Annotated in this window: 11 protein-coding genes and 2 pseudogenes; 4 read left to right on the top strand and 9 right to left on the bottom strand. The window is 27.0% G+C overall.

The window, feature by feature from the left end; translation table 11 throughout:
* A pseudogene (locus ELQ16_RS09370) lies at positions 1 to 492 on the top strand (hypothetical protein); the annotation flags it as partial.
* Positions 493 to 568: 76 nt separating this feature from the next.
* Positions 569 to 1,855, top strand: a complete 1,287-nt coding sequence (locus ELQ16_RS09375; RefSeq protein ID WP_134239343.1) for a hypothetical protein — start codon at positions 569 to 571, stop codon at positions 1,853 to 1,855.
* Positions 1,856 to 1,920: 65 nt separating this feature from the next.
* Here the strand turns inward: ELQ16_RS09375 and ELQ16_RS09380 are convergent, their stop codons facing one another.
* The 5 genes from ELQ16_RS09380 to ELQ16_RS09405 form a co-directional block, all read right to left on the bottom strand.
* Positions 1,921 to 2,787 (bottom strand): hypothetical protein, encoded by an 867-nt coding sequence (locus ELQ16_RS09380; protein ID WP_134239345.1) that lies wholly within the window; start codon positions 2,785 to 2,787, stop codon positions 1,921 to 1,923.
* 9 nt (positions 2,788 to 2,796) lie between these two features.
* Positions 2,797 to 7,029: a hypothetical protein gene (locus ELQ16_RS10355; protein ID WP_243832627.1), complete on the bottom strand. Its 4,233-nt coding sequence runs from the start codon at positions 7,027 to 7,029 to the stop codon at positions 2,797 to 2,799.
* Positions 7,016 to 7,831 (bottom strand): hypothetical protein, encoded by an 816-nt coding sequence (locus ELQ16_RS09395; protein WP_134239347.1) that lies wholly within the window; start codon positions 7,829 to 7,831, stop codon positions 7,016 to 7,018. The genes ELQ16_RS10355 and ELQ16_RS09395 overlap by 14 nt, the downstream gene beginning before the upstream one ends.
* Before the next feature lie 14 nt (positions 7,832 to 7,845).
* Entirely contained in the window at positions 7,846 to 10,404 is a 2,559-nt protein-coding gene (locus tag ELQ16_RS09400) for a type VI secretion system Vgr family protein (protein ID WP_134239349.1), read from the bottom strand.
* Between the two features lie 204 nt (positions 10,405 to 10,608).
* Positions 10,609 to 11,124, bottom strand: coding sequence for an Hcp family type VI secretion system effector (locus tag ELQ16_RS09405; RefSeq protein ID WP_134239350.1), 516 nt, complete (start codon positions 11,122 to 11,124; stop codon positions 10,609 to 10,611).
* A gap of 143 nt (positions 11,125 to 11,267) precedes the next feature.
* On the opposite strand from ELQ16_RS09405, the gene tssM reads away from it, so the two are divergent.
* Complete coding sequence (gene tssM / locus ELQ16_RS09410; RefSeq protein ID WP_134239352.1) at positions 11,268 to 14,813, top strand: type VI secretion system membrane subunit TssM; 3,546 nt, start codon at positions 11,268 to 11,270, stop codon at positions 14,811 to 14,813.
* Entirely contained in the window at positions 14,794 to 15,696 is a 903-nt protein-coding gene (locus tag ELQ16_RS09415; RefSeq protein WP_134239354.1) for an FHA domain-containing protein, read from the top strand. Before tssM ends, ELQ16_RS09415 begins: the two co-directional genes overlap by 20 nt.
* A 317-nt stretch (positions 15,697 to 16,013) precedes the next feature.
* On the opposite strand, the gene ELQ16_RS09420 is transcribed toward ELQ16_RS09415, so the two are convergent.
* The 4 genes and pseudogenes from ELQ16_RS09420 to ELQ16_RS10080 form a co-directional block, all read right to left on the bottom strand.
* Positions 16,014 to 16,490, bottom strand: coding sequence for a hypothetical protein (locus ELQ16_RS09420; RefSeq protein WP_134239356.1), 477 nt, complete (start codon positions 16,488 to 16,490; stop codon positions 16,014 to 16,016).
* Positions 16,465 to 17,949: a hypothetical protein gene (locus ELQ16_RS09425; RefSeq protein ID WP_134239358.1), complete on the bottom strand. Its 1,485-nt coding sequence runs from the start codon at positions 17,947 to 17,949 to the stop codon at positions 16,465 to 16,467. Before ELQ16_RS09425 ends, ELQ16_RS09420 begins: the two co-directional genes overlap by 26 nt.
* 9 nt (positions 17,950 to 17,958) lie before the next feature.
* On the bottom strand, positions 17,959 to 21,204 hold the full coding sequence (locus ELQ16_RS09430) for a hypothetical protein (RefSeq protein ID WP_134239359.1): 3,246 nt from the start codon (positions 21,202 to 21,204) through the stop codon (positions 17,959 to 17,961).
* Positions 21,205 to 21,212: 8 nt separating this feature from the next.
* A pseudogene (locus tag ELQ16_RS10080) lies at positions 21,213 to 21,977 on the bottom strand (hypothetical protein); the annotation flags it as partial.

Below are 21,977 nucleotides of genomic sequence, written 5' to 3' on the forward strand. Positions count from 1 at the left end.
CCTTTTTTAGATGAGATTATAGGAGCAGATTGGACGATTGATTTAAATAAATATGATTTTGCCTATGATGAAGAAGGTAGAATCATTTCGGCTTTATATAATGATATTGAAAAAGGTAAATTAAAAGATCCAAGAGATGTGGATTCTACTCCTGAAAGTAGAAATGAATTTGATGATGCTATGGATGGATATAGAAATGGGATGAAAACTAACTTTGATGTAGATACTCCAAATGATTGGAGTGAACAACAAGCTACTTTATTCAAAGATACTCTAGTATTAAGTGCCAAACTCGCAGCCTTAACTCCTCCTCAAGGCTATCCTAATGCACCTTATTATTTTACACCTGAAAGATTAGAATGGATTTATAAAAGAGGATATTTAGATAAACTCCTTGATCCAAGAATCCCTGCTATTTATAGATATAATTTCCCTCAAAGTCTAAGAGCTAAGATACTAGCTTATGCTAAAGAGCATAATATAAAAGAGTAATTTCATAGGCAGACTAGCTACTACTATAATCATAGAAGATGGTTTATACATAGGTTAAATTAAGAAAGGATAAATAATGAGCGAAACTTATGAGATTTATACACCTAATGGATTAACATTAGATGTGGAAAAAGATACCAATAAAATACTATTTAAAGAAAATATTAAACCCACAGGCAATTATACCGAAGAATATTCCAAAGCTTTGTTTGAAGCACACGACATTAAACGAAACTCCCCCTACAAAGACTATAAACCAATATATCTAGATCCTAACTTTTACACAGGACAAGCTTCTACTTTGCTTGAATTTAAAGATTGGCAAAGTATTTATTTAAAAGATCCTATTAAAGGAAGCATAGCTCCTTGGACTAAAGCAGAAAAAGCTTATTATAAATCTTTAAAAACTAAAAGAGAAAGATATAAATATTTAGTCATTAGAAGTGGTATAAGAAGTACTGTTATAGATATACCTTATGATGCTTATTGTAATGTAGATGAAAAGGGATATTTAATCAATGAAGAATATGCTTATATTTATGATGAAGTTAACAATAATAAAGAAACCTTAAAATCTTCTCTTTTTAGACAAGAATGGGGTATAGCAGCAGGAATACTAGGAAAACCTGAATATTTTGTGCGTTCTAAAAATCATGGCTTTAATGCCAGAATGATACAATGTTTTATTTTATATATTCAACTCACAGGTGGAGGATATGAAGAATTAGGTATAAAAAGAGGAATTTATAATTATGCTGATAATCTTTTAGAAATAGGTATAGGTATGGCAGGGATACATAAAAATCCTTTAAGGGCTAAATTAGTAAAAGATTTAGCTAAAACTATACAGCCTGATGAATTTGGTATGCTACCTTTTATAGATGAGATTATGGGAGTAGATTGGGTGATTGATTTAAATCGATATAAATTTGCTCTTGATGAAGAAGGTAGAATCATTTGGGCTTTATATGATGATATTGAAAAAGGTAAATTAAAAGATCCAAGAGATGTGGATTCTACTTCTGAAAGCAGGAAAGAATTTGATCATTATATGGATGGATATAAAAATGGAATGGCAACTAGATTTGATGTAGATACTCCAAATGATTGGGATGAACGACAAGCTGCTTTAGATAGAGATACTTTAGTATTAAGTGCCAAACTCGCAGCCCTCACTCCTCCTCAAGGCTATCCTAATGCTCCAAGATACTATAGCCCTGAAAGACTAGAAATTATTTATAAAAGACATAAACTTGATAAACTCCTTGATCCAAGAATCCCTGCTATTTATAGATATAATTTCCCAAGGGAACTTAGAGCTAAAATTCTAAAATTTGGTGAAGATATGGGTATTAAAGATTGATTTGCAAATCAATCTTTAAATGAGGGCAGTTTAAAAAAGGATAAAATCTTATGATATTTGGGTAATTATTTTATCGTATTAAAATACTCAGCATATTCAAAAGGTCTTTCTTTTAGTTTGAAGTAAAATTTATTATGAAAATGAGTTGTAGTATTTAAAGTTTTTTGAAGAGTTCCTAAAGAATGCTCTAAAGCCCCATTATATATCATTTCTTCTTTTTGTAAATAAGCTATGGCGTATTCTAAAGGAGAGATATTTGAAAAAAATAATTCGATGAGATTGAAATTTAATTTATTGTTTGCTTCTATGTAAAAAGAATGATTATCATATGTCCTATAACTAGCTAGGTTAAAAAATAAATGTTTTTCATCTTGATATAAACCTATATCGTAAGCAATGATAAATTTTCTTAAACTCCATACAAGATAAGAGTAAAACAAATCATCATTAAAATCTATTATCTCGTAGTCATTTTTTTGCACCATTTCATCTAGTGTTAAAATCAATTCATTCTTAGTTAAATTTTTATTTTCAACATAATAAAGCTTAATGCCATAGGTTTGATTGATTTCGTTGATATAAGAAGTTAAAAAGTTAATGTTATTTTGATAAAGTTTTAAAAAATACTTTTTTAATTCTAAATTATCTATAATTTTATCGGGGTTATTTTTAAAGTAAAGTTCTTTAAGTCCCTCAAAGCAATTCTCATCAACATCAAAAGCTTCAAAGATAATATTTTTTTCTTTAAATATGATTTTGCCTAAATAAATGCTAGTTTCGAATCTAAAATTTTTTTTGAGATTATATTCTTTTCTTAAATACTCTTCATCAAGTCCTTTTATACTCATATCGCTTTGCAAACCTAGATAAATGGTTTTATCTTCTCTGATATTAGAAATATAATCTTTAAGAGGTATTTTTAAAATTTTCATATTTTTTCCTTATAAGCTTCTACCTATGAAAGTTTCCACATATCTTGGATCTCTTTCATTGGGTTGAATTTCATAGGCATCTTGTGTAGCTCCTATATTACAACCCACTAAATAATTTTCACTAGGAATGCAAATTCTGCCGAATTTATCAAAAATAATTTTTTCATTAATATAAGCTTTTTCAGAATAAAAAACATATCTGCCTAAGGCGTCCATATTGTGATTATAGTATTTTTCTATATAAAAATGCCTGCACTCATGAAAAACTGTTTTTGCAAATTCTTTAAAATAAGCTTTTAAAATGTATTGATTTAATCTTACTTCATTGTCTTCATAGGCTCCAAAAGATAAAGAGCCACTAGGCTTTTCACTGTAAAAGACTACTTTTTCTAAAGGTAAATTAAGTCTTTTACAAAGAGTTTGAGTTAAGGCTTTTAGAAAATCCTTACATTCTTTAAGATCTCTGTCTTTGTTGTTTAAAAGCTCTGTGTGAAATTGCTTAAAGCTTTTACCCTCTTTGTATTCTGAAGGTAAAATTTTATTAACTATGGTATTAATGTATTTATCATCTCTATCTTGAAGGTAAATTTCTTTGTCTTTTTTTGCTATGCTTGTTAAAAATTCTTTATTAACTAAGTCAAATCTATAGTATATATAAGCAATTTTTCCAGCAAATTGAGGATAAGTTCTAAGATAGGTAAAAAAGTCTCTTTTTTCTTGATTTTTTAAATTTGCTCTTAAAAACCAATTTGCTTCCTCGACACTACCAATCGATTTTTGTCGGTTAAGATTGTATACATTAAAGGCTTTTAGCTCCTCTCTTGTAAATAATTCTTTTACTTCATCATCTCTGCCTGAACCAACCCTAAAGCTCATATCTATGATTTTACAAGCATCGTTTAAATTAGGAAGTCTTTTAAATTTATTTTTATCTTCATAAGCAAAAACTAAGGCATAGTATTTATCAAATTCTTCTTCATTAGCCCTTGTTAGCGGTAAGCTAAAACCTATTTTTTCAAATTCTTCATCTTTTTCCTCATCATCCATTTCCCAGCATTCATGAAAATATTTACTTTCATCTTTTAAAAACTTTATATCTTTAAATTCCAAATACTCTTTGCCTTCTAAAATTCTTTGAAGTCTTGCTTCATTTTGAATTTGAGCTAAAGCCCAAACGATATTTACATCATCTTTTAATCCATTAACTTCGCATTCTACATAAGTTCCTGGTGCAAAATTTGCCTTTTCATCGACAATGATTCTTACGCTTTTATCAGCACTTACCACATCTTCATCTTCATCAAGTTCCCATTCTATTTCTTTTACAAAATCAAGTTTTGATTTTTCTTGCTTAGGATACTCCACCCTTAAAGAAATAATCCCTTCTTTCTCATCTCGTATAAATTTAGCCTGCTTACTTAAATCCTCTAACAACTGTGCTTGTGCCATACCTATGCTACCACTACTGCCAAATTCTCCTTTTTCATTGATAGAGTAAAGATATAGATTATCTTTTATTATGCTTTGTTCTTTTTTATCTTTTTTGCTTTTTTTATTTTCTTTTTCATTGCTTGCTTTTATTTCTATTTCTTTTGAGGTTTTAGAGCATTCTTTATCGCTGTATAATCTTACGCAGTATTTTCCCCAAGTTTTTCCTATGTCAAAAGGATAATCTTTTAAAAAACTAGGGTTAGTATCTTTTACTATTTCATTAATCTTTAAATAATACTCCCCTTCAGGCAAAGTGCCAAATCTATCTTTAATACTTTCATCATCATAATAAAAATAAGCTTTTTTACCTTTACTTGTATCTTTTTCATCTTGGTAAAAATAATTTGCAATTTGCTTTTTACTTCTTTTTTCATTATCTGCCTTAGCAGTGCCACTTCTTGCCATATAAGAATTAATTAATTCATTTCCTTTGTAATGATAGAGATTAAATCCATCATAAACTAAATGATCTTTGGCTTTAAATTTGAGTATGAGTCCGATTTTATGTTCAGTATAATTATTAAATATCCTTTTAGCATTTTGTAAGGGAGTAGAAAAATAAGCTTCTTTTTCATCAAGCTTTACTTTAAAGCTATAACAATCACTAAAATACTTTTCTTTATCAAATCTTATCTTGCCTTTTTCATCACTGCGTCTTTTTAGATTAACTACCCTTAAGGCTTCATTATGTTTAAAGCCTTTTATGATAATTTTTGCATTAACAATGGGCTTGTTGTGCTCATCTTTTAAATATAAAGTGATAAAGCAGGGTTCTTTGGAGTTTGATGAAGAGTTGCTTAAAGGCTCTTTTGAGAGTTTATTAAAACTTGTATCCTTATAGGCAATTTCTTTTTTAAGCTCTTTGGGTTTTAATTTAATATTTAAACTTTCTTCCAATAAAGAATAATTCTTAATCCTTGCATTGTAGTTATTATATTTTATGCTTAAATCACCTAAAGAATTCAAATCCTCTTTATCATATTTAAAATGATAAAGCAAATTTTCTTCTTTATCTTCAAATGAAAACTCATTATTTTCTTTTGCACCTAAAAGAAGCTTTTCATAAAAAAATATCCTTGTGCTAAATTCTTTAAATTTGATATCATATTCTTTTTCTATTCTTTTAATATCAAGCAAAGATTCATTTTTAATAAACACATCACAATGATTATCATAAATATGGATTAAATTTGACATCGATGAAGCATTATTTAAAAAGATAATTCTTTTATTTTTATCTTTATTTTCTAAGATGAAATGGTTTAGGTTTTTAGAATGAGAAGATAAAAGATTAAAATCTTGTTCTTTTGTGCTGCTTGTATTTTCTTTTATATCACTTTCTTGATTTAAATTTTCATCTTTGTTTATTTCTTTGTTTTCATTTATTGTTTCATCTTTATCTATTTCTTCATTTACAATCAAAGAATTGATATAAGCTTGATAAGCATTTTCTAAATCTTTAAAACCAAGCTTTTTAAATTCATTTATGCTCTTATAAAGTTCTTTTCTTGCTTTTAAATAAGTATCGTTAAGTTTGCTTTTGTGGAGAATAAAGAGAATATATTCATCCTCATCATATTCTAAAGTTTCTTTAGCTATTTTTTCATTTAATAAAGCTTCATCATTATTATCTAAAACTAAAAAACTTTCACATAAAAACAAAGCCCTTAAATAAGCAAATTCTGAATCGATATTGATATTATCAATATCTTGTAAATTTAAAGTCTTTAATGAGTATTTTTTAGTAGCGATAATACTTAAACTTTGATTTGGATTTAAAAAAGTATTTCTTTCTTGTTTTAATTGAAAGCTTAGATTTTCATTTAAGGTTTTAAACAAAGAATTAAAAATTTCATTTTTGATTTTATTATCTTCTTTGTAAAATTTTAAAGCAAGTTGATATTTTTGCTCTTCTTGATTGATGATTTGTTCTTGTTCTTGTAAATCTTGTATGTTTTTTAAATACTCTTCATCCATAAAGCTGTAAGTTTTAGAAGCTATGCTTGTTTTATCCGCAAGTTCTTTTTTCTTTGCTAGAGCAAATTCGTATTCTTTAGAATAGCTAGGGTAGGGGTGTGGGGTGAAGAGGGATTTTCCAAGGGTTGTTTGCATTTGATTGAAGATTACATCAAATCCTTGACATCCTCCAGTTGGCCATTCTGAACCTTTTGGACATTTCATAGGAGGTGCGAAAAATTGCTCAATAGCTTTATCGATACGATAAAATATATTATTTTTATTAAAAAATAATTCTTTTGCTAAATCCTCAATTTCATCGGCAAAGAAATAAGACACTATACCTCCAGCAGTAAAAATAACAATACCTAAAGGAGTTTTGCCTTTGGGTACAGATTTCATTACAATAAGTGCTATATCTTTGGAAATTTCTAAGCCTTTTTTAAAAGCAAAATCTTCTAAAGTTTCTTTTCCTAGTTTTAATAAGACTTGAATCATATCACCATTGTTAATATATTCTAGAGTATATTCAACAAATTTTAATCTATTGTCTACCTTATCTGTAATAACTTGAACTTTTTGAATATAAGATTGTATAGTTTGTTTGGCGGGGGAGTTGGGGGAAAGGTTGGCTATTGTATTAGCTACATTAAGTTTATTGCTTATTTCTCCGGTCGCATCTCTACTACTTTCTACAATTTCTTGTCCATCTCTTAAGGCTTCTTTTATGCTTTCTTCAAAGTTAGTGGTATTGTTCTCATTATTAACACTAGTATTATTTTCATTTGCATTCATCTAAAGCCCTTTGGGTTTCATTTAGGAGATTTTCCATATCAATTAATATTTTTTTATAAATATTTCTCTTTAAATCATCTATATTTTTTACATCTAAATTTTTAAATATTTCATAATTTTCTTTCATGTTTTTAAACATTAAGTTTCTATCTTCAAAAGAGCATAATTGAGCATTATTAGACAAAAATACATTTTGAATCAATGTTTTAAAAGAAATTGCCGTACCTATATATTCTGTTCCCTTATCCAAATAACCTATGCTATCTAAATAATCATAAAAATCATCATAATGTTTTATAAATTTAAGTTTTTCTTCAAAAATTTGTTTTTCTAAATCTTTGGTAGTTGCTCTTAGGGTTAAATATTTTTGTTTTTCATTGGAAGTTGAATTTATACCGCTTATGAAATTAAGATAATTAAAATAAATTTGTTCTTTACCATGTAAAACAAAGAAGTTACCAGCACAGCTTTTAATAAAAGCTTCAAAATATCTATTCTCAAATCCAAATAATTTAGCTACCTTAAAATCAAAAATAACCTTTTGCATTTTTGCATTTAAATCTTTAAAATCTTCTAGTTTTGGTTGGTAATCATCTACAATTTTAATCATATCTTTAGGACTTGGGTTTAAAGTCATTTTTTCAAAGTTTTTAAATTCTAGCTGAACTTTAGGATAATGATACATACCCCAATAAATCGTATATAAAGGAGAATAAAGTAATTTTGCAAGCACAGCAAATATTATGATCAATATAATACAAGGTATATAAAATCTTTTAAGTTTGTAAAAAGGTTTGTTCATCTTTTCTCCCTTATCTACTCTGCTTTAATCTCTCCACCTTTAACCACAAGTCCATTAGAATCTATAATTACTTCTACTCCACCTGCTTTGATGATAACGCAATCTGGTTTGGCGCTGATAATTGTTTCTCCTACTTTCACGGTTGCTTCGCTATCGGCTTTTAATTCGTGAGTGGTTTTTGCATAGGTGGTGATATTATCAGCCACCATACTTGTGTTTTTATCGCTTTCAAATCCTATAGATTCATTGCTTGTAAAAAGAATATTGTCTTTACTTTTGTAATCCATCTCTTTTTCGCTTAACACTTGCATTTTATCGCTGACATTAATATCATAATGCCCATCAACCACTTCCTTTTTATTTCCCTTCACATTCCTTATCTCATCCTTATGGATAATAACATTTTGATTAGCACCTATTTCTATCTCTTTGTTTTCCCCTACAAACTCATGAGAGTTTTTAGCCACTCTTACTTTATTATCTACTCCTACATTTAAGGTATTACTTAATCCTACTATGGTATCTTTAGATAAACCCACATTGATTAAATATTCAGCTCCCACATTGACATTTTTAGCTAAATCTATGGTTTGAGTATGAACCTTTTTAATCCTTTCATTATAAAGTCCATCTACCATAGAATCTTTATCATTTAAAATTCTTTGAGTGAAATTATGTTGCACTAATTCATCATAATCTTTTTGGGCTTTTAAATAGATTTGTTCTTTGTCTTTTATATTTGACATAGTTAGCTCATTAAAACCTTCTTCATTTGTGCCTATGGTTTTAGAAGAAAGGGAGGTTTGATGATCATTAAAAGGAAGATTAACTAAACTTGGATTAGTCCCATTATACAAACTTCCACTAATAAAAGGCTTATCTATATCATCATCTAAAAAAGAAATGATCACTTCATCTCCAACTCTTGGAGTATGATAAAAACCTGAATGATTGCTTGCTATACTTGTTGCTACTCTTAAAAAAGGAGTATGATGATAAGATTTATAAGTATGACTTGATAAATCAGAAGAAGAATTTGTATTGTTTATATTATCATGAGTATTATTGTGAGTATTTGTATGGTTTGTAATAAAAGTATCATTATCTAATTCCTCTTGATTGGCATAAAGATTAATCCTTACTTTTACTCTTCCATATTCATCTGTATAAATAGTATTTCTCTCACTTTCTATATTTTTACTTTCTCCTATAACAATTCCTTGAGTACTATTAGGAGCTTTAGGTTTAGCTTTAAAGCTTGGAGTGAAGATAATATTCTTTTTTAATAAAGTTAAAGTATTAGAATAAGACTTGCTAAGCTTTAAATCTTTTAAATCTAAATGATCATTAGTATTAACAGAATTAGCTAAGATAGCATCATCAATCAAGATTTGAGTATTAGCAATAACAATAAAGTCTTTAAGCAAAGAAGTATTATCTTGTTTTTCTTTATCTTGACTTTTTGTATCTTCATCACTCAATCCACTAAGATTAAACTCATCATAATTTAAAGCAATAAAATCTCCTAAACTAAGATGATAGACATTGCTTCTTGCTAGTAAGCTTTCATTTAATACCAAGGCCCTTTTTTCTTTAAGAGTAGGTTTAGTCTTTAAATCAATACTTCTTGTAAAAGAATATTCACTCTCATAAAAATGTTCATTATAATAAGCTTTGTTATTAAGTTCTTGCTCATAAGGAACTTTACTAGAATGTAAAGATAAAAGATTTAAAGGAGTATTAGCATTAATACTAGAATGTGTAAAAGCATTAGTTCTTAAGCTTTGTTCTTTATAGATGGAAGAAATACAAGTTTCATTTAAAGCATTATTGACATTAGCATTGTATTTTATTTCTTTGCTTTTTGTATTTTTATACACATCACAAAAATAAATAGTGTTTTCATCTTCATAAAAAAATATTCCATTATTATGAGCTAATCTTGTAATAAATTCTAAATCACTTTCATTGTATTGAGAAATGAGTTCTTTAGTTTCATAATTAAAATGTATATTAGAATAATCTATTTCTTTATGCAATATACCTTGATAAAAATTAAGACTTTGTTTAATCACTTCTATAATATTAGTATGAGTATAAATTCGATTTGCTTTATTTAAAGAAAGTCTTATTAAAGGTGATTCAAGTTTAAAAGAAAAAAAATGCTTGTGTTTTATACTTTTAATCATAGAGCTTGCATCATTGATATTTAAAGTACTTTCTTTGTTAATACCTAGATATTTTATATAAGTGATAATGCCTTTATAGTTTTTTACCTCATTGATATCAAAATTTAAAGTATTGTTTTTATAAGGATTATTAATGCTTAAAATAGCTTCTTTATCAATTAAAACATTAGGATGGAAATTTAAATCATGAGTGCTTTGATTAGAATATGAAGTATTTAAAGAAAATAAATCTTGTTCTAAGCTTTCAAAAAAGCCTTCACATTCTATAGAAAAAAGCTCTTCAAGACTTTCTTTAATAATGGCTTTAGTGATTGTAAAGGGTAGGGGACTTGAAGGGGAATTAGGATTTAAAATATTAAGATTCATAAAGGAATTTAGAGACATTTTTGCTCCTTTGGGTGGATTGTGAAATTTTAATATAAAATATTTATAGTTTATTAAATTTGTAATATTTTAACATAGAAAATATGAGAGTTGTTTAAAATTTGCTAAAAATTAAATAAATGAAGTTATAGAATTACAGAAAGTATAGCTTGGTAAGATTTTATGAAGATTGCCAGTAAAATTATTCACTGGCAAGTAAACAATTTAAGCTTTATTTTCTCTCCAATCGTCGCTTCCGCTAGTACCTGCAACATTATGTTCCCAAATGACTTTTCTATAATTCATTGAAACTTTAAATAATTCTGTTTTATCGTGATTGTTTGCATCTGCTGCATTTGGCATTATAAGCTCAATATCAGTAATGATTGCATCTTCTAACTTTGTAGTGAAAAAATGCTCAGCTCCACCACTAGTAGATGTTCTAAACCAATGAACTTCAACATTTGGAAGTCTTTCACCTTTAGTGAGTGCATTGTAAAGCAAAGGAACTGCTTTATTTAATGAACAAGTAAAAGAAAAAGGTTTATGAACTCTTTGTCCTGAAGGTTGTCCGCTTTGTTGATCTACAGGCACTGTTACAATATGAGATATTTCTTGAGCCATAATCTCATCTTCGTGTCCTGATTGGTAACGATTTCCTATACTAGCTTCTGTTGAAGCACCACTTGAGATAAGTCCTTGTGTTGAACCTTCGATTTTAATGTAAGCTGGTTGTGCCATTGACATTCCTTTCTTTTGATTTGTTTGAAATTAAATTTCATAGTTTAAATAAAGTATACTATATTTTAAGTAAATTTATGAAAAAATTTTGTAAAATATTATAAAATTTTTAATTTTATATTAATAATAAGGAATAATCAAAAATGTTTCAAAAAATTTTTAATTTTATGAGTTCAAAACCATTTATAACATCATTTATACTTTGTTGTATTTTTATACTTAGTATTTTATTTTGGTTTTGGGGTTCTTTGGTTGCTTTTAATGATGTTTATATTTTCAGTAGTGCTTATTTAAGATTTGGTATCATTTTTACTATTTGGCTTATTATTTTCTTCTTTTTTCTTCTAAAACCTATTCTTAATTTTATTTCTTCTTTAAAGAGTGAAAAGAGAGCTAAGTTACATATGCTTAAACAAGAGGCAAATGAATTTACTTTTAAGGCAAAAAGAAATTTTTTTATTTCACTTAAAGATGCGAAAGAGACTTGGAAAAAAGATATAAAAATTAAAAATTTACCTTTAATTATAATTATAGGAAACGAGGGTGCTGGAAAAAGCACTTTTATCAATTATTCTAATATTGAATATCCACTTAGTGATAGCTTAGAATCTTACAAAAAACTTCATCAATCTACTAGAAATTTTGCACTTTATATTTCAAAAAACGGAGCTTTGCTGGATACAGAAGGGAATTATTTTTCTCAAGAAGAATTTTTTAAACCTACAAGCAGTGATGAAATGCCTGAGGATGATTTAGAAAAAAATAAGGATTTTTTAATTAAAAAAAATGTGTGGAAAAGCTTTTTGAATTTTCTTAATAAAAATTTTTTTCACAGCAAGCTAAATGGAATAGTTTTGGTTATTGATACTATTCTTTTTCTTAATAATACAAAAGAATATTCTCAAAATCTTATTCGTTATTTGACAAAAAGAGTTAATGAGTGTGAGAAATCTCTTAATTTAAAATTGCCTATTTATATAGTATTTTCAAAACTTGATTTGATTGAGGGAATGAAAGAATATTTCAGTATTTTTAATGAAAAAATAGCTGATAAAATTTTAGGTTTATCTTTCAATCAAACTTTAAGCGAGGAGTATCTAAATAAAGAATTTAAAGAATTGAGCGATTCGTTGTTGCAATCTTTTATGAGTAAAAATAGTTTTATTTATAGTTTAGAGGAAAAAAACAAAGGCTATTTTTTTATAAAACAGCTTGACAATTTATTTGCATTAGCTAAAAATTTTATATTGGAAATGCAAGAAGAAAATAAGTTGAAAAATAATTCTTGCTTTAGGGGGATTTATTTTGTTAGTGCATATCAAGAGAATATTCCGAGAAATTTTTTACTCGATTCTGTGTGTAATAGATATGGTATTAAAAAAACTCTTTCAAAAGCTAATGCAATTTATAACAAGCAAAGTTATTTTGTAAAATCTCTGCTTGAAGATGTTATTTTTAAAGATTATTCTTTAAGTTCTATGAGAAATTATGCTAGAAAATTATCTTTATTGGCACTAATTTTATTTGTAAGTGTGGGAACTTTTGCTATATCTTCTTATTTTATCACTAAAAATAATCAAGAATTTGATAAAAGTCAAAATACTTTCACTTCTTTGCAGGTTTTACTAGAAAATCAAAATTACAATAAGTTAAATATACAAGAAAAAGCAAAACTTCTTGTTGATTTAAAAAATACTTTAAATGCTTATCCTAAGCTTTGGCAAAATGAGAGTGTTTTTGCATATTTTAATCTTGATACTTCATATAAGGGATTCAAGGAAGCAAGGCAGTTTTATTTTGAACTTAGCGAAGATGTTTTAAAAAATACCTTACTTAAAGAAATGGAAAATACTTTGCAGGCAGATGAAGATAAGAATAATTTAATTAAAACCTTATATATTTATAAATCTTTATTTGAACAAAAGTATTTTAATAAAAAATTGCTCAAAATTTGGATTAACGAAAATTGGGATAAATTAAGCAAGTACTCTATTTCAAAAGATAGTTTTTTAAGCGGTATAGACGAACTTAAGCAAATTAATTTACAAAATTTCAAAGAAGATGAGGCGAGCATTAATTTGGGAACAAAAAAACTTCAAACATTAAGTAGAGTACAAAGAATTTATATCTTACTTGAATTTTTAAACAGTGATAAGCCAAAAGAACTTTACCTTATAAAAGATGATATAGGTTTTGCTGCCAATAGCGTTTTCTCACAAGATTCTAAAATAAATTCTATAGACAAAATCTATACCAAGATAGGAATGATGGATTTTCTCAAAAATTTAGATGGGCAAATTGAAAATGTAATTAATATCGAATCTTGGATGCTAAATAGCCCTATTCAAGAAAATAAAAAACTACTTACTATGGGAATACTAAAGCTATATCTTAATGCCTATCAAAATGCTTGGCAAAATTTGTTAGCTTCTTTAAATCCTCTTGAATACAACACCAAAGAAGCTATGCTTAATGAACTTGATATTTTGTCTAAACAAGAAAATCCTTTGTATGCTTTATTGAAAATTATTAGTTCAAATACTAATTTAAATGATGCTATTTTGCTCACTCAAGCTTATAATTTAGGTTTAAATGCCGCAGAGATTAAAGCTAATTTTGCTAATGTTACTAATATTTTTTCTGCTTATCATAAGCTTGTGAATAAAGATGCATTTTTAAATGTTGCAAATATTGAAGTGGGTAAAAATTCAAACGAAGAAAAGATCTTGGCTACAATTAATATGGATATTAGTAATCTAAGCAATAAAATAATTGATTTTAATGCTAATAATAATCAAAGTATAGAAGAAAAAATTGCTTACGCGTTGGGTAATAATAAAGACACCAATGATGCTTTTATGGCGTTTGATATTCATATTAAAGCTTTGCCAAGTGATTTACAAAGATATTACAATCAACTTTCTAAATATTCTTGGAAATTTATAGAAAATCATGGTATTTCTTTGTTTAATAGTGCTTGGGCAAATGAAGTATATACTCCTTTTATCAATGATATTGCTCCTTTTTATCCTTTTAATAAAGAAAGCAGTGCCGATGATTTAAGTATAGATAGTTTTAAAAGCTTTTTTGGAAGAAATGGAATTTTGAACAATTTTCATAAAAAGTATTTAAATAATGTTTTAATTAAGAGAAAAAATACTTATTCTATTAATTCGAAATTTGCTTCAAAACTAAATTTCTCTAAAGATTTTTTAGATTTTATCACCAAAGCAGCCAATCTTTCAAATCTTATGCTTAGTGCCAATGATAATTTAAGGGTGAATTTTACTATCCAAAGTCTTGATTTAAGTGCAGATTTTTCTTTTATAGAGCTAGGTTATCAAAATAAAAATATAAAATACGATCATACTTTAAATCAGAATTTGCAAATTATAGCAGATGAATTTAATAATGGCACGAATTTGTATTTTGTGGCTTATAATTATATTAATAATAATTTAAATCATACAAAAATTTATAAAGGCGAATGGGCTTGGTATAAATTCATTAAGGAAAGCAAAAACAATACAGGGACTTATAGTATCATTTTTAATGATAACAAAAATCTTTATTTTGATTTTAGAATTATCAATGGAGCTAATGATTTAAATAATATAATAAATATTTTAAATGATTTTGGAATAACTGAAAAACTGACAGGAAGTAAAAATGACTATGGAAGAAATTAAACTCGGGATTATTATAGAAAATTACGAAGATTGTAAAAGTCAAAGAAAGGCTGAAGTATTTGACACAAAAGGTGGTATTATTGGAAGTGGTAGTGACTGTGCTTTTTGTGTTCAAGATAAATTGGGACAAATCAAATCAGCACATGCTAAGATCTCTTATGAAGAAGGTTGTTTTACTTTAACTCCTATTGAGGATTCTGAAATTTTTTACAATGGTTCTTTTTCTAAAATGGCGAGTGGTTATGAAACAATGGTAAATCAAGGGGATATTTTTAAAATAGGGGATATTAAATTTTGTTTTGTTGATGCAAAAAGCGTTGAAGAACATTTAAAAGAAGATAAAAAACAATTACAAGATATTCCAAAACATAAAGAATTTGATGAATTAATAATAAAACCTAGAGGGCAAGTTAGCATTGAATTTAATGAAAAGAAAGAATTGCAAGATATTATAACAAATAACAATAATTATGATTTTATCGAAAAAGAAAAAAGCGACATTGAAGTTTTAAAAGAATTTAATCAAAAAGATCCCAATCAAATGGATTATGAAAATATTTTAAAAAGTTTAACAAAAATGTTTAAAGATTTAAAAAGCAAACAAAAAAGTGCCAAACTCAATACCGAATACTCTTCCCTTCATATTAAAGATTTAGAAAGCATTATGGCTAATATTCCTTTGGTAAAATCAACACAATTACTCAATCTTGTAGCGATAAGTTTAATTGCCAAAGAATTATATAGTCCAATATTTGAAGAGATGCAAGAGAATATGTTTATTAAATATTTTGAAGCTGCTTTGCAAAATAATATCAAAGAAGATAAGATTCTTTTTGAAAATTTACTTATGAAAGCATTGGAAAAATATATGAAGGATTTTTAATCTTTTCAAGCAAAAATCTCACTTGCTTTAACAAGTGAGTGGATTTAGCTTTTTATTTCTATAATGCGTAGTAATACCTTAAAAATAAAATGTTTGCAAATCAATCTTTAATGCCTCTTTCATCGCTAAATTTTAAAATCTTAGCTCCCCCCCCCCATCACTTAATAAAATTTTATTTGTTTTTTCACATTCAAAATGCCACCATCTGGTGTATAAATCTCATAAGTATCACTCGTCTTTTATCCTTTCTTTAATTTATCCTATATATAAACCATCTTCTATGATTATAGTTGTAGCTAGTCTGTTTAAAGAAACAATCACACATCAAGTCTAGTAGGAATAAATTCTTTTTGATACACAAAGCTTGTTAAGGTTTTAGAATTATTATCATACTTTATAAGGTTTTCTAAGGCTTTTATAAAACTTTTAGGAGCTTTGATGAATAAACTTTTATTTTCAAGTTTTAATTCTTTAAAGGATAGTTTTTTATTATAATAAAGACTAGAATTTAAAAAATATTCTTTTAATATTTCATAGTCTTTATAAATAAAAGCTTCTTTGCAAATTCGATTTAAATTAACATTTAAGTTAATATAAGCTTTTAAGTCTTCTAAAGAACTTAGCTTTATATCATTATGAAAAACTTCATTTTCTAAAGACAAATTCATAAAATTTTGTTTTAGAAGTATAAAACTACCAAAGCCTAAAAGTGTTATTTGATTTAAATTCTTTAAAGCTTTTCTTCTATCTAAATTAATACTTTGCATTTTACTCTCCTGTGCTTTCACTATCATTTTCCTCTTCTGGATCTATTCCATAGCCTTCTAGTCCTTTACTAAAGTCTATGGGTAAATCAAGTATTTCTTTAGGAAAGACATAAGGTCTTGCGGAAGGATAACCATAGATAAGTTTGGAGTAGATTTGGATACTTATATAATGAAAAACATTTTTTTCTAAGTTTTTAATGTCTAAAAGTTTAATGAGAGAAACAATCATCTCCCATACTATTAAATAATATTCTTTAATACTCTCTTTTGTAGCATCACTATCTCTTGGATCTTTAATTCTTCCTTGAGCTATAAGTCTTGAAATGCCTGGATAAACTATGGTTCCACCATAACCCAAAGAAATAAGAGAAGAGCCATAATCAATAATATACTCGGGTTTAAATTTCTCATCAAAGAAAGGATCTAGTCCATTAATAAGCTTTCTTTGTTCCCCATGAGTTTTTAGAAGTTGTGCTTGTAAAGGATTTTTTCTCATCATTCTTAAGCCATTTTTATAATTAGAAATCAAAGTTTCTAAAGCTTCTTTACTTCCTAGGGCAATAGAACATCTTAAACAAGCATTATAAGGGATCAGAGCGTATCTTAGCACTTCACTGGTTAGGCCCGAAGGGGCATAAAATTGTGCTGCTTTTAAAAAGGCAATAGGACTTTGATATTTAATAGCAGCCGCTAAATAAAGCTCGGCCCCTAAAAGATCTCTATCATTTCTTTGCGCTTCTTCATCAATGGCTTCCCACACCACACATTCTAGTGCATAGTTATAACAATCCTTTGCTTCTTCTCTGATTAAACCTAAATTAAAACTTGTAAGTTCTTTATGATAAAAACGACTTGTATCATCACTCCATTTATAAAGTGCATAATAATGATAAGCATTTTCTGGGATATTATGATTTAATAAATCTTTAGTGATTTTTACACTTTCTCTAATATCATCAAATACTCCCTCATAATCACTTGATTTTGCTTTTTTAAATAAAAGTTTAGCTAAATTTACTCCCGCTTCTAAATTTCCACTTTTATAAGCAATTCTAAAAAAATGCAGTATATTTTCACTTGTTGTTTTATCAAGCTCACTAAAAACTTTATCTTTATTTTTATTTAATAATGCTTTTGCTTTTTCAAAGCTTTCTTTTCCACTTTCTTTACTTCTTGTAGAATAAGTATAAGGAGTATAATCTACATTAACATAAGGAAATAATACAGATTTTAATTCTGATTTTTTGACTATCATTTTTCTTTGTTCGTTTAAAGAAAGACTTTCAAAAAGTTCTTTTTCTTCTTTGCTCCATACTATACCATTACTAGAAGCTTGTTTGTAAGAAGTGATGGTTTGATGGATAGTGTCTAGCCAAATTTCTTGACCTAATTTAGCTTTTGTAAAATTTAAAGCATCTTTTGCATGTTTTTCATCAAATTTTTTCCAAAAGTCTAGTTCCTTTTTTTTAAAAATCACACCTTTCATTTTTTCTCCTTAAATATCAATATCCGTAGGGATAAAATCCTCATTATAAATAAAATTATTAAGCAGGCGTTCTTTAAATTTGTAGTTTTTGTTAAAATTTGTTTCTTCGCTTTCCTTCAACTTCAATTTCGTATCTCCTTTGTAAAAATTATAATTATATTCTGCTACTTTCTTTAAAGATATCACAAAATCTTTATTGGGATAAAAATCTTTAATTTTTTCATCTTGCATTTTTTGTTTCATAAGGGTGCTATTGTTTAAAGCGTTGAAATTATAGTCTTCATCTTTAATTGAATCAATATAAGCATAAATTTTATAATAAGCTTCACTATAACAATGCGTTGCTTCACTATCTTGATAAAATGTAAAATAGCTCTCATCGTAATATTTACCCGAGGAGTGGATTATGGAGTTTTGTTTTATGCATTCTTTAAATTGTCTTTGAGCCAAATCATCGTTTTTGGCATAAGCTGCTATGCTTGGATTATAAGTGCAATAAAGAGAATTCAAGGCATTATCCATTAAAAGAGAATGTTTAAAGTCTGCGATGATGAAGCTTTTACTAAGATTTTTAGGTAAAAAGAAATTATTTTTACACCATTTTGCATAGGTTATATCTCTTTTTTGACGCATTCCTAAGGCAAAAAGAGTAATGGCTCTTTCTAGCTCTTCTTCTTTTAGGCTTGGTAATTTAGTTTCTATATAATTTTGAATCAAAAAAGCCACAATTTCTGGACCAAGTTTATGTATCTTAGCACCAATACCTTTCATTTTATCCATATTCAAAGATGGGATATATGGAGAGCAAACTTTATCAATTGTAAGATGTTCATATTGTAATAGTTTTTTATAAAACTCCAATCTATCCTCATGGGAATTAGAGGGAATTGTTTGCTTTGAAGTTCGCGTTTCAAGCTCTTGTGTCAATTGTTTTGAATATAAATATTTATTATCATTAAGAGAATTTGAAATATTTTTATGAAGTTCTTTCAAGGAATCTTTAAATGGGCTGTATAAAGTCTTTAAACGAAAAGGCGTTGAATCATTGATTTTAGAAACCATCATCTCTGTAATCTGATTATTTATTCGGTCTTTAAAAGTGTTTTCAATGATAGATCTTAATTTTTCTCTATCACCCTTAATGTCTTTCATTTGCTCTGCTATTTCTTTAAAAGGATAAAGATCTTTTAATATCTTTATAAAAGCTCCTTTGAGATCTAAATCAAATAAATATATTAAAAAAATACAAAGATCATTTTGGTGCTCATAGCTGAAAAAATTAAGCCATAGGGATGATTCTTGTAAAGGTAAAACAAATTCAGCAGCTTCTCGCAATTCTGTTTTATTTAAATATTTAATTATAGAGTTTTTGTAATCAGGAAAGTTTCCATCTTTAAGTGAATTTTCAAAAAAGGCTTTAAAATATTTTAATTCTTTATTAGGATTTAGTGCAAATAAGGCATTGTTAAAAATATGTGCAACACAATAAATATTTGGGCTAAGTTTTGCTTCATTAAGTTTCTCTCGGAGTCTATTTCTTAAATCTTCTAAATCATCTTCATCGATTGAATTATCATCTTTTTTTGCTAACTTAAAATCTAAAAAATTACAAAGCATAAAATCAAAATCCAAAAAAGCTTGTATGATTTTAATGATATGTTCCTTCATATCCTCTTGATCAAAATATTCTTCTTGCTCAAAAACACTTTTATTTAAATCATAACTATAATTAGCAATTTTCATAAGATCATTTTTATAAAATACTTTTTCTAAAGCATCAAGTTTTTTTCTTATAGCTTGATAGGGTGATGAAGAAAGCCAAGCATTATATTTGTCTTCCAAGGCTTTAAAATTTTGCTCTATTTGGATTTTAAAATTTTTAAAAAAGATTTTTTTGTCTATATTTTGAATTAAATTTAAAAATAATATTGTTTTTCTAGCTTCTGAATTACTTTTTTCGATTAAAGTATCTCTGATGTGGTTTTGAATTTGAAAATGGATATTTTGACTCTCTACGATATTGCTTACGCAAAGTATGACTTTATCATTTGCTAGGCTTTGAAGTAGAAAATCCAAAGTAAGGGTTGAAGTAAAATAAGGAGTTTGTATGAATAAAAAATTGCTAAATTGCGTAGTGATATTTTTTAAATGATCAAAAGCAGATGAATTTATAATATCGCTATTTTTTATTTTTGTATCTTTGGAAAATAGTGGAAATTCTGAAAATGCAAATTCAACCGAAGGATTTAAGCGTTGATTTTGTAAGGCAATATTGTCTTGTGTTTGTTTTGCATTTATTGTAAAACTATACATTAAAGCTTTATCTGTGGTGTTAGAATTTGGAGTTGTAAGGTATTTTTGAAATATTGTATCTCCTAGCTTAAATGAAATTTTATTACCATAGTATTTTGCATCAAAATTAACAATAGCCGCCAAAGGACTATTTTGCTTAGATACACTTTGCAAAATTTCATCTATTATGCAAAATAATTTGTAAATTTGAACTTTTAATTTGCTTTTACTTTGCTCAAGAACGAAATATGTTATTATTTCACAAACTAAGTCTAGTATTAAAATTAAAGCCAAAATAGGATTGGCAATAAAAAATAATCTTAGCACAAAAAGCAAGGCTTGTTTTTTAATAAAATGTTTTGCCAAATTCGTAATTACAAGACTATGTGAATAATATAAGCTAAGAGAGGCTAGGGTTAAAATATGGGCATTGCTTTCATTCGTCATTAAAGCATTAGCTTTTGTTTGTGTTTTTTCAATCTTTTTTAAAAGTTCATCTAATTCTTTTCTACCTTTTTTAAATAAATATGAAGTATTAGGTGTATAAAGATAAGTTTTGTCTAATTTTTCATTTTGAAATAGTTCTTGAGATAAATTTTGAAAAGTTTCAAGTGTGGTGGAAATTGCGTTGATTTTTTCTCCGACTTTTTGTCGTATGGCTGTTATATCAGCTTCTTCTTCGACTTGCTTATATTGGTTAAAAATTTCTACTAAATCTATACTTAATTGCTCTAGATTAATATTGGGTATTTCTTTTATATCTATAATTTTGATATTTTCATTTTTAAAATTACGCTCTAGGTTTTCTTTTAATGTTAAACTACTTAGCTGTGCTTCAAAATCTTGGTAGTTGGGATTGAAATTTAATTCATCAAAATTTGAAAAAAATTTCTCTTCAACATTAGCTTTAATGGTGTTTTTTGCAACAGAGCTACAAATACTACAATCTGTTTTTTCGGTCATTGTTTTCCTTATTTGATTTTTAATTTCATTTTTTCCATACCACTAGGAGCTAGAAAAACTTTGCCTTGAATATCAATTCTTTCATCACTTAATCTTGCATAATTTTTCTCCAGATTAAAAAATTCTCCATATCCAAATGATATATCCTCTTTTTGTCTGTTTTGTTTTAAGTGCTTTAATACAAAATTAGGTATGGTTTTTGGAATAATAAAAATATATTCAAAAACACAATAAGCTATTTTAAGGGTAAAAATTCTAAAACTAAATAAATCAGCACTGTAATCTTTTTGCAAATTCTCAATCAATTCTTTTAAATAGATATTTGATTCTAAATTTTCATAATCTTGTCCTTTTTTAATAGGAGAGAATGTTATTTTTATTTCCTCATTACTTTTATATACCACAAAATCATCTTTAGCATTTTCGTAAGTATTAGTGCTAAAATAAAATTCTTTTAAATTTCTATAAGGAGTGATGATATTTAAATGTGGAATTTCTAAATTTAAACCACTTTGCTTACCCTCACTTCCTAAGCCCTCCTTAGGATCAAAACTATGATCAAATTTAAACTTAGTAGGTACAAAGCTTACTTTTAAAGGAAAGCCTTTGTCTGTAATACAAGCTGAGATTAGTTCTTGTAATATAGCGTATTCTCCATTTACTTTCTTTTGAGATAAAGAACCTTTTACATTAACTACTTTAGTGCAAGGAACACTTACATTAGCTATAGCGTGAGGACAACCTATTATACTAGAGTTTAATAAATCACTTTC

This window comes from Campylobacter sp. US33a, assembly GCF_004378855.1.
In the GTDB taxonomy this organism is placed as follows: domain Bacteria; phylum Campylobacterota; class Campylobacteria; order Campylobacterales; family Campylobacteraceae; genus Campylobacter_D.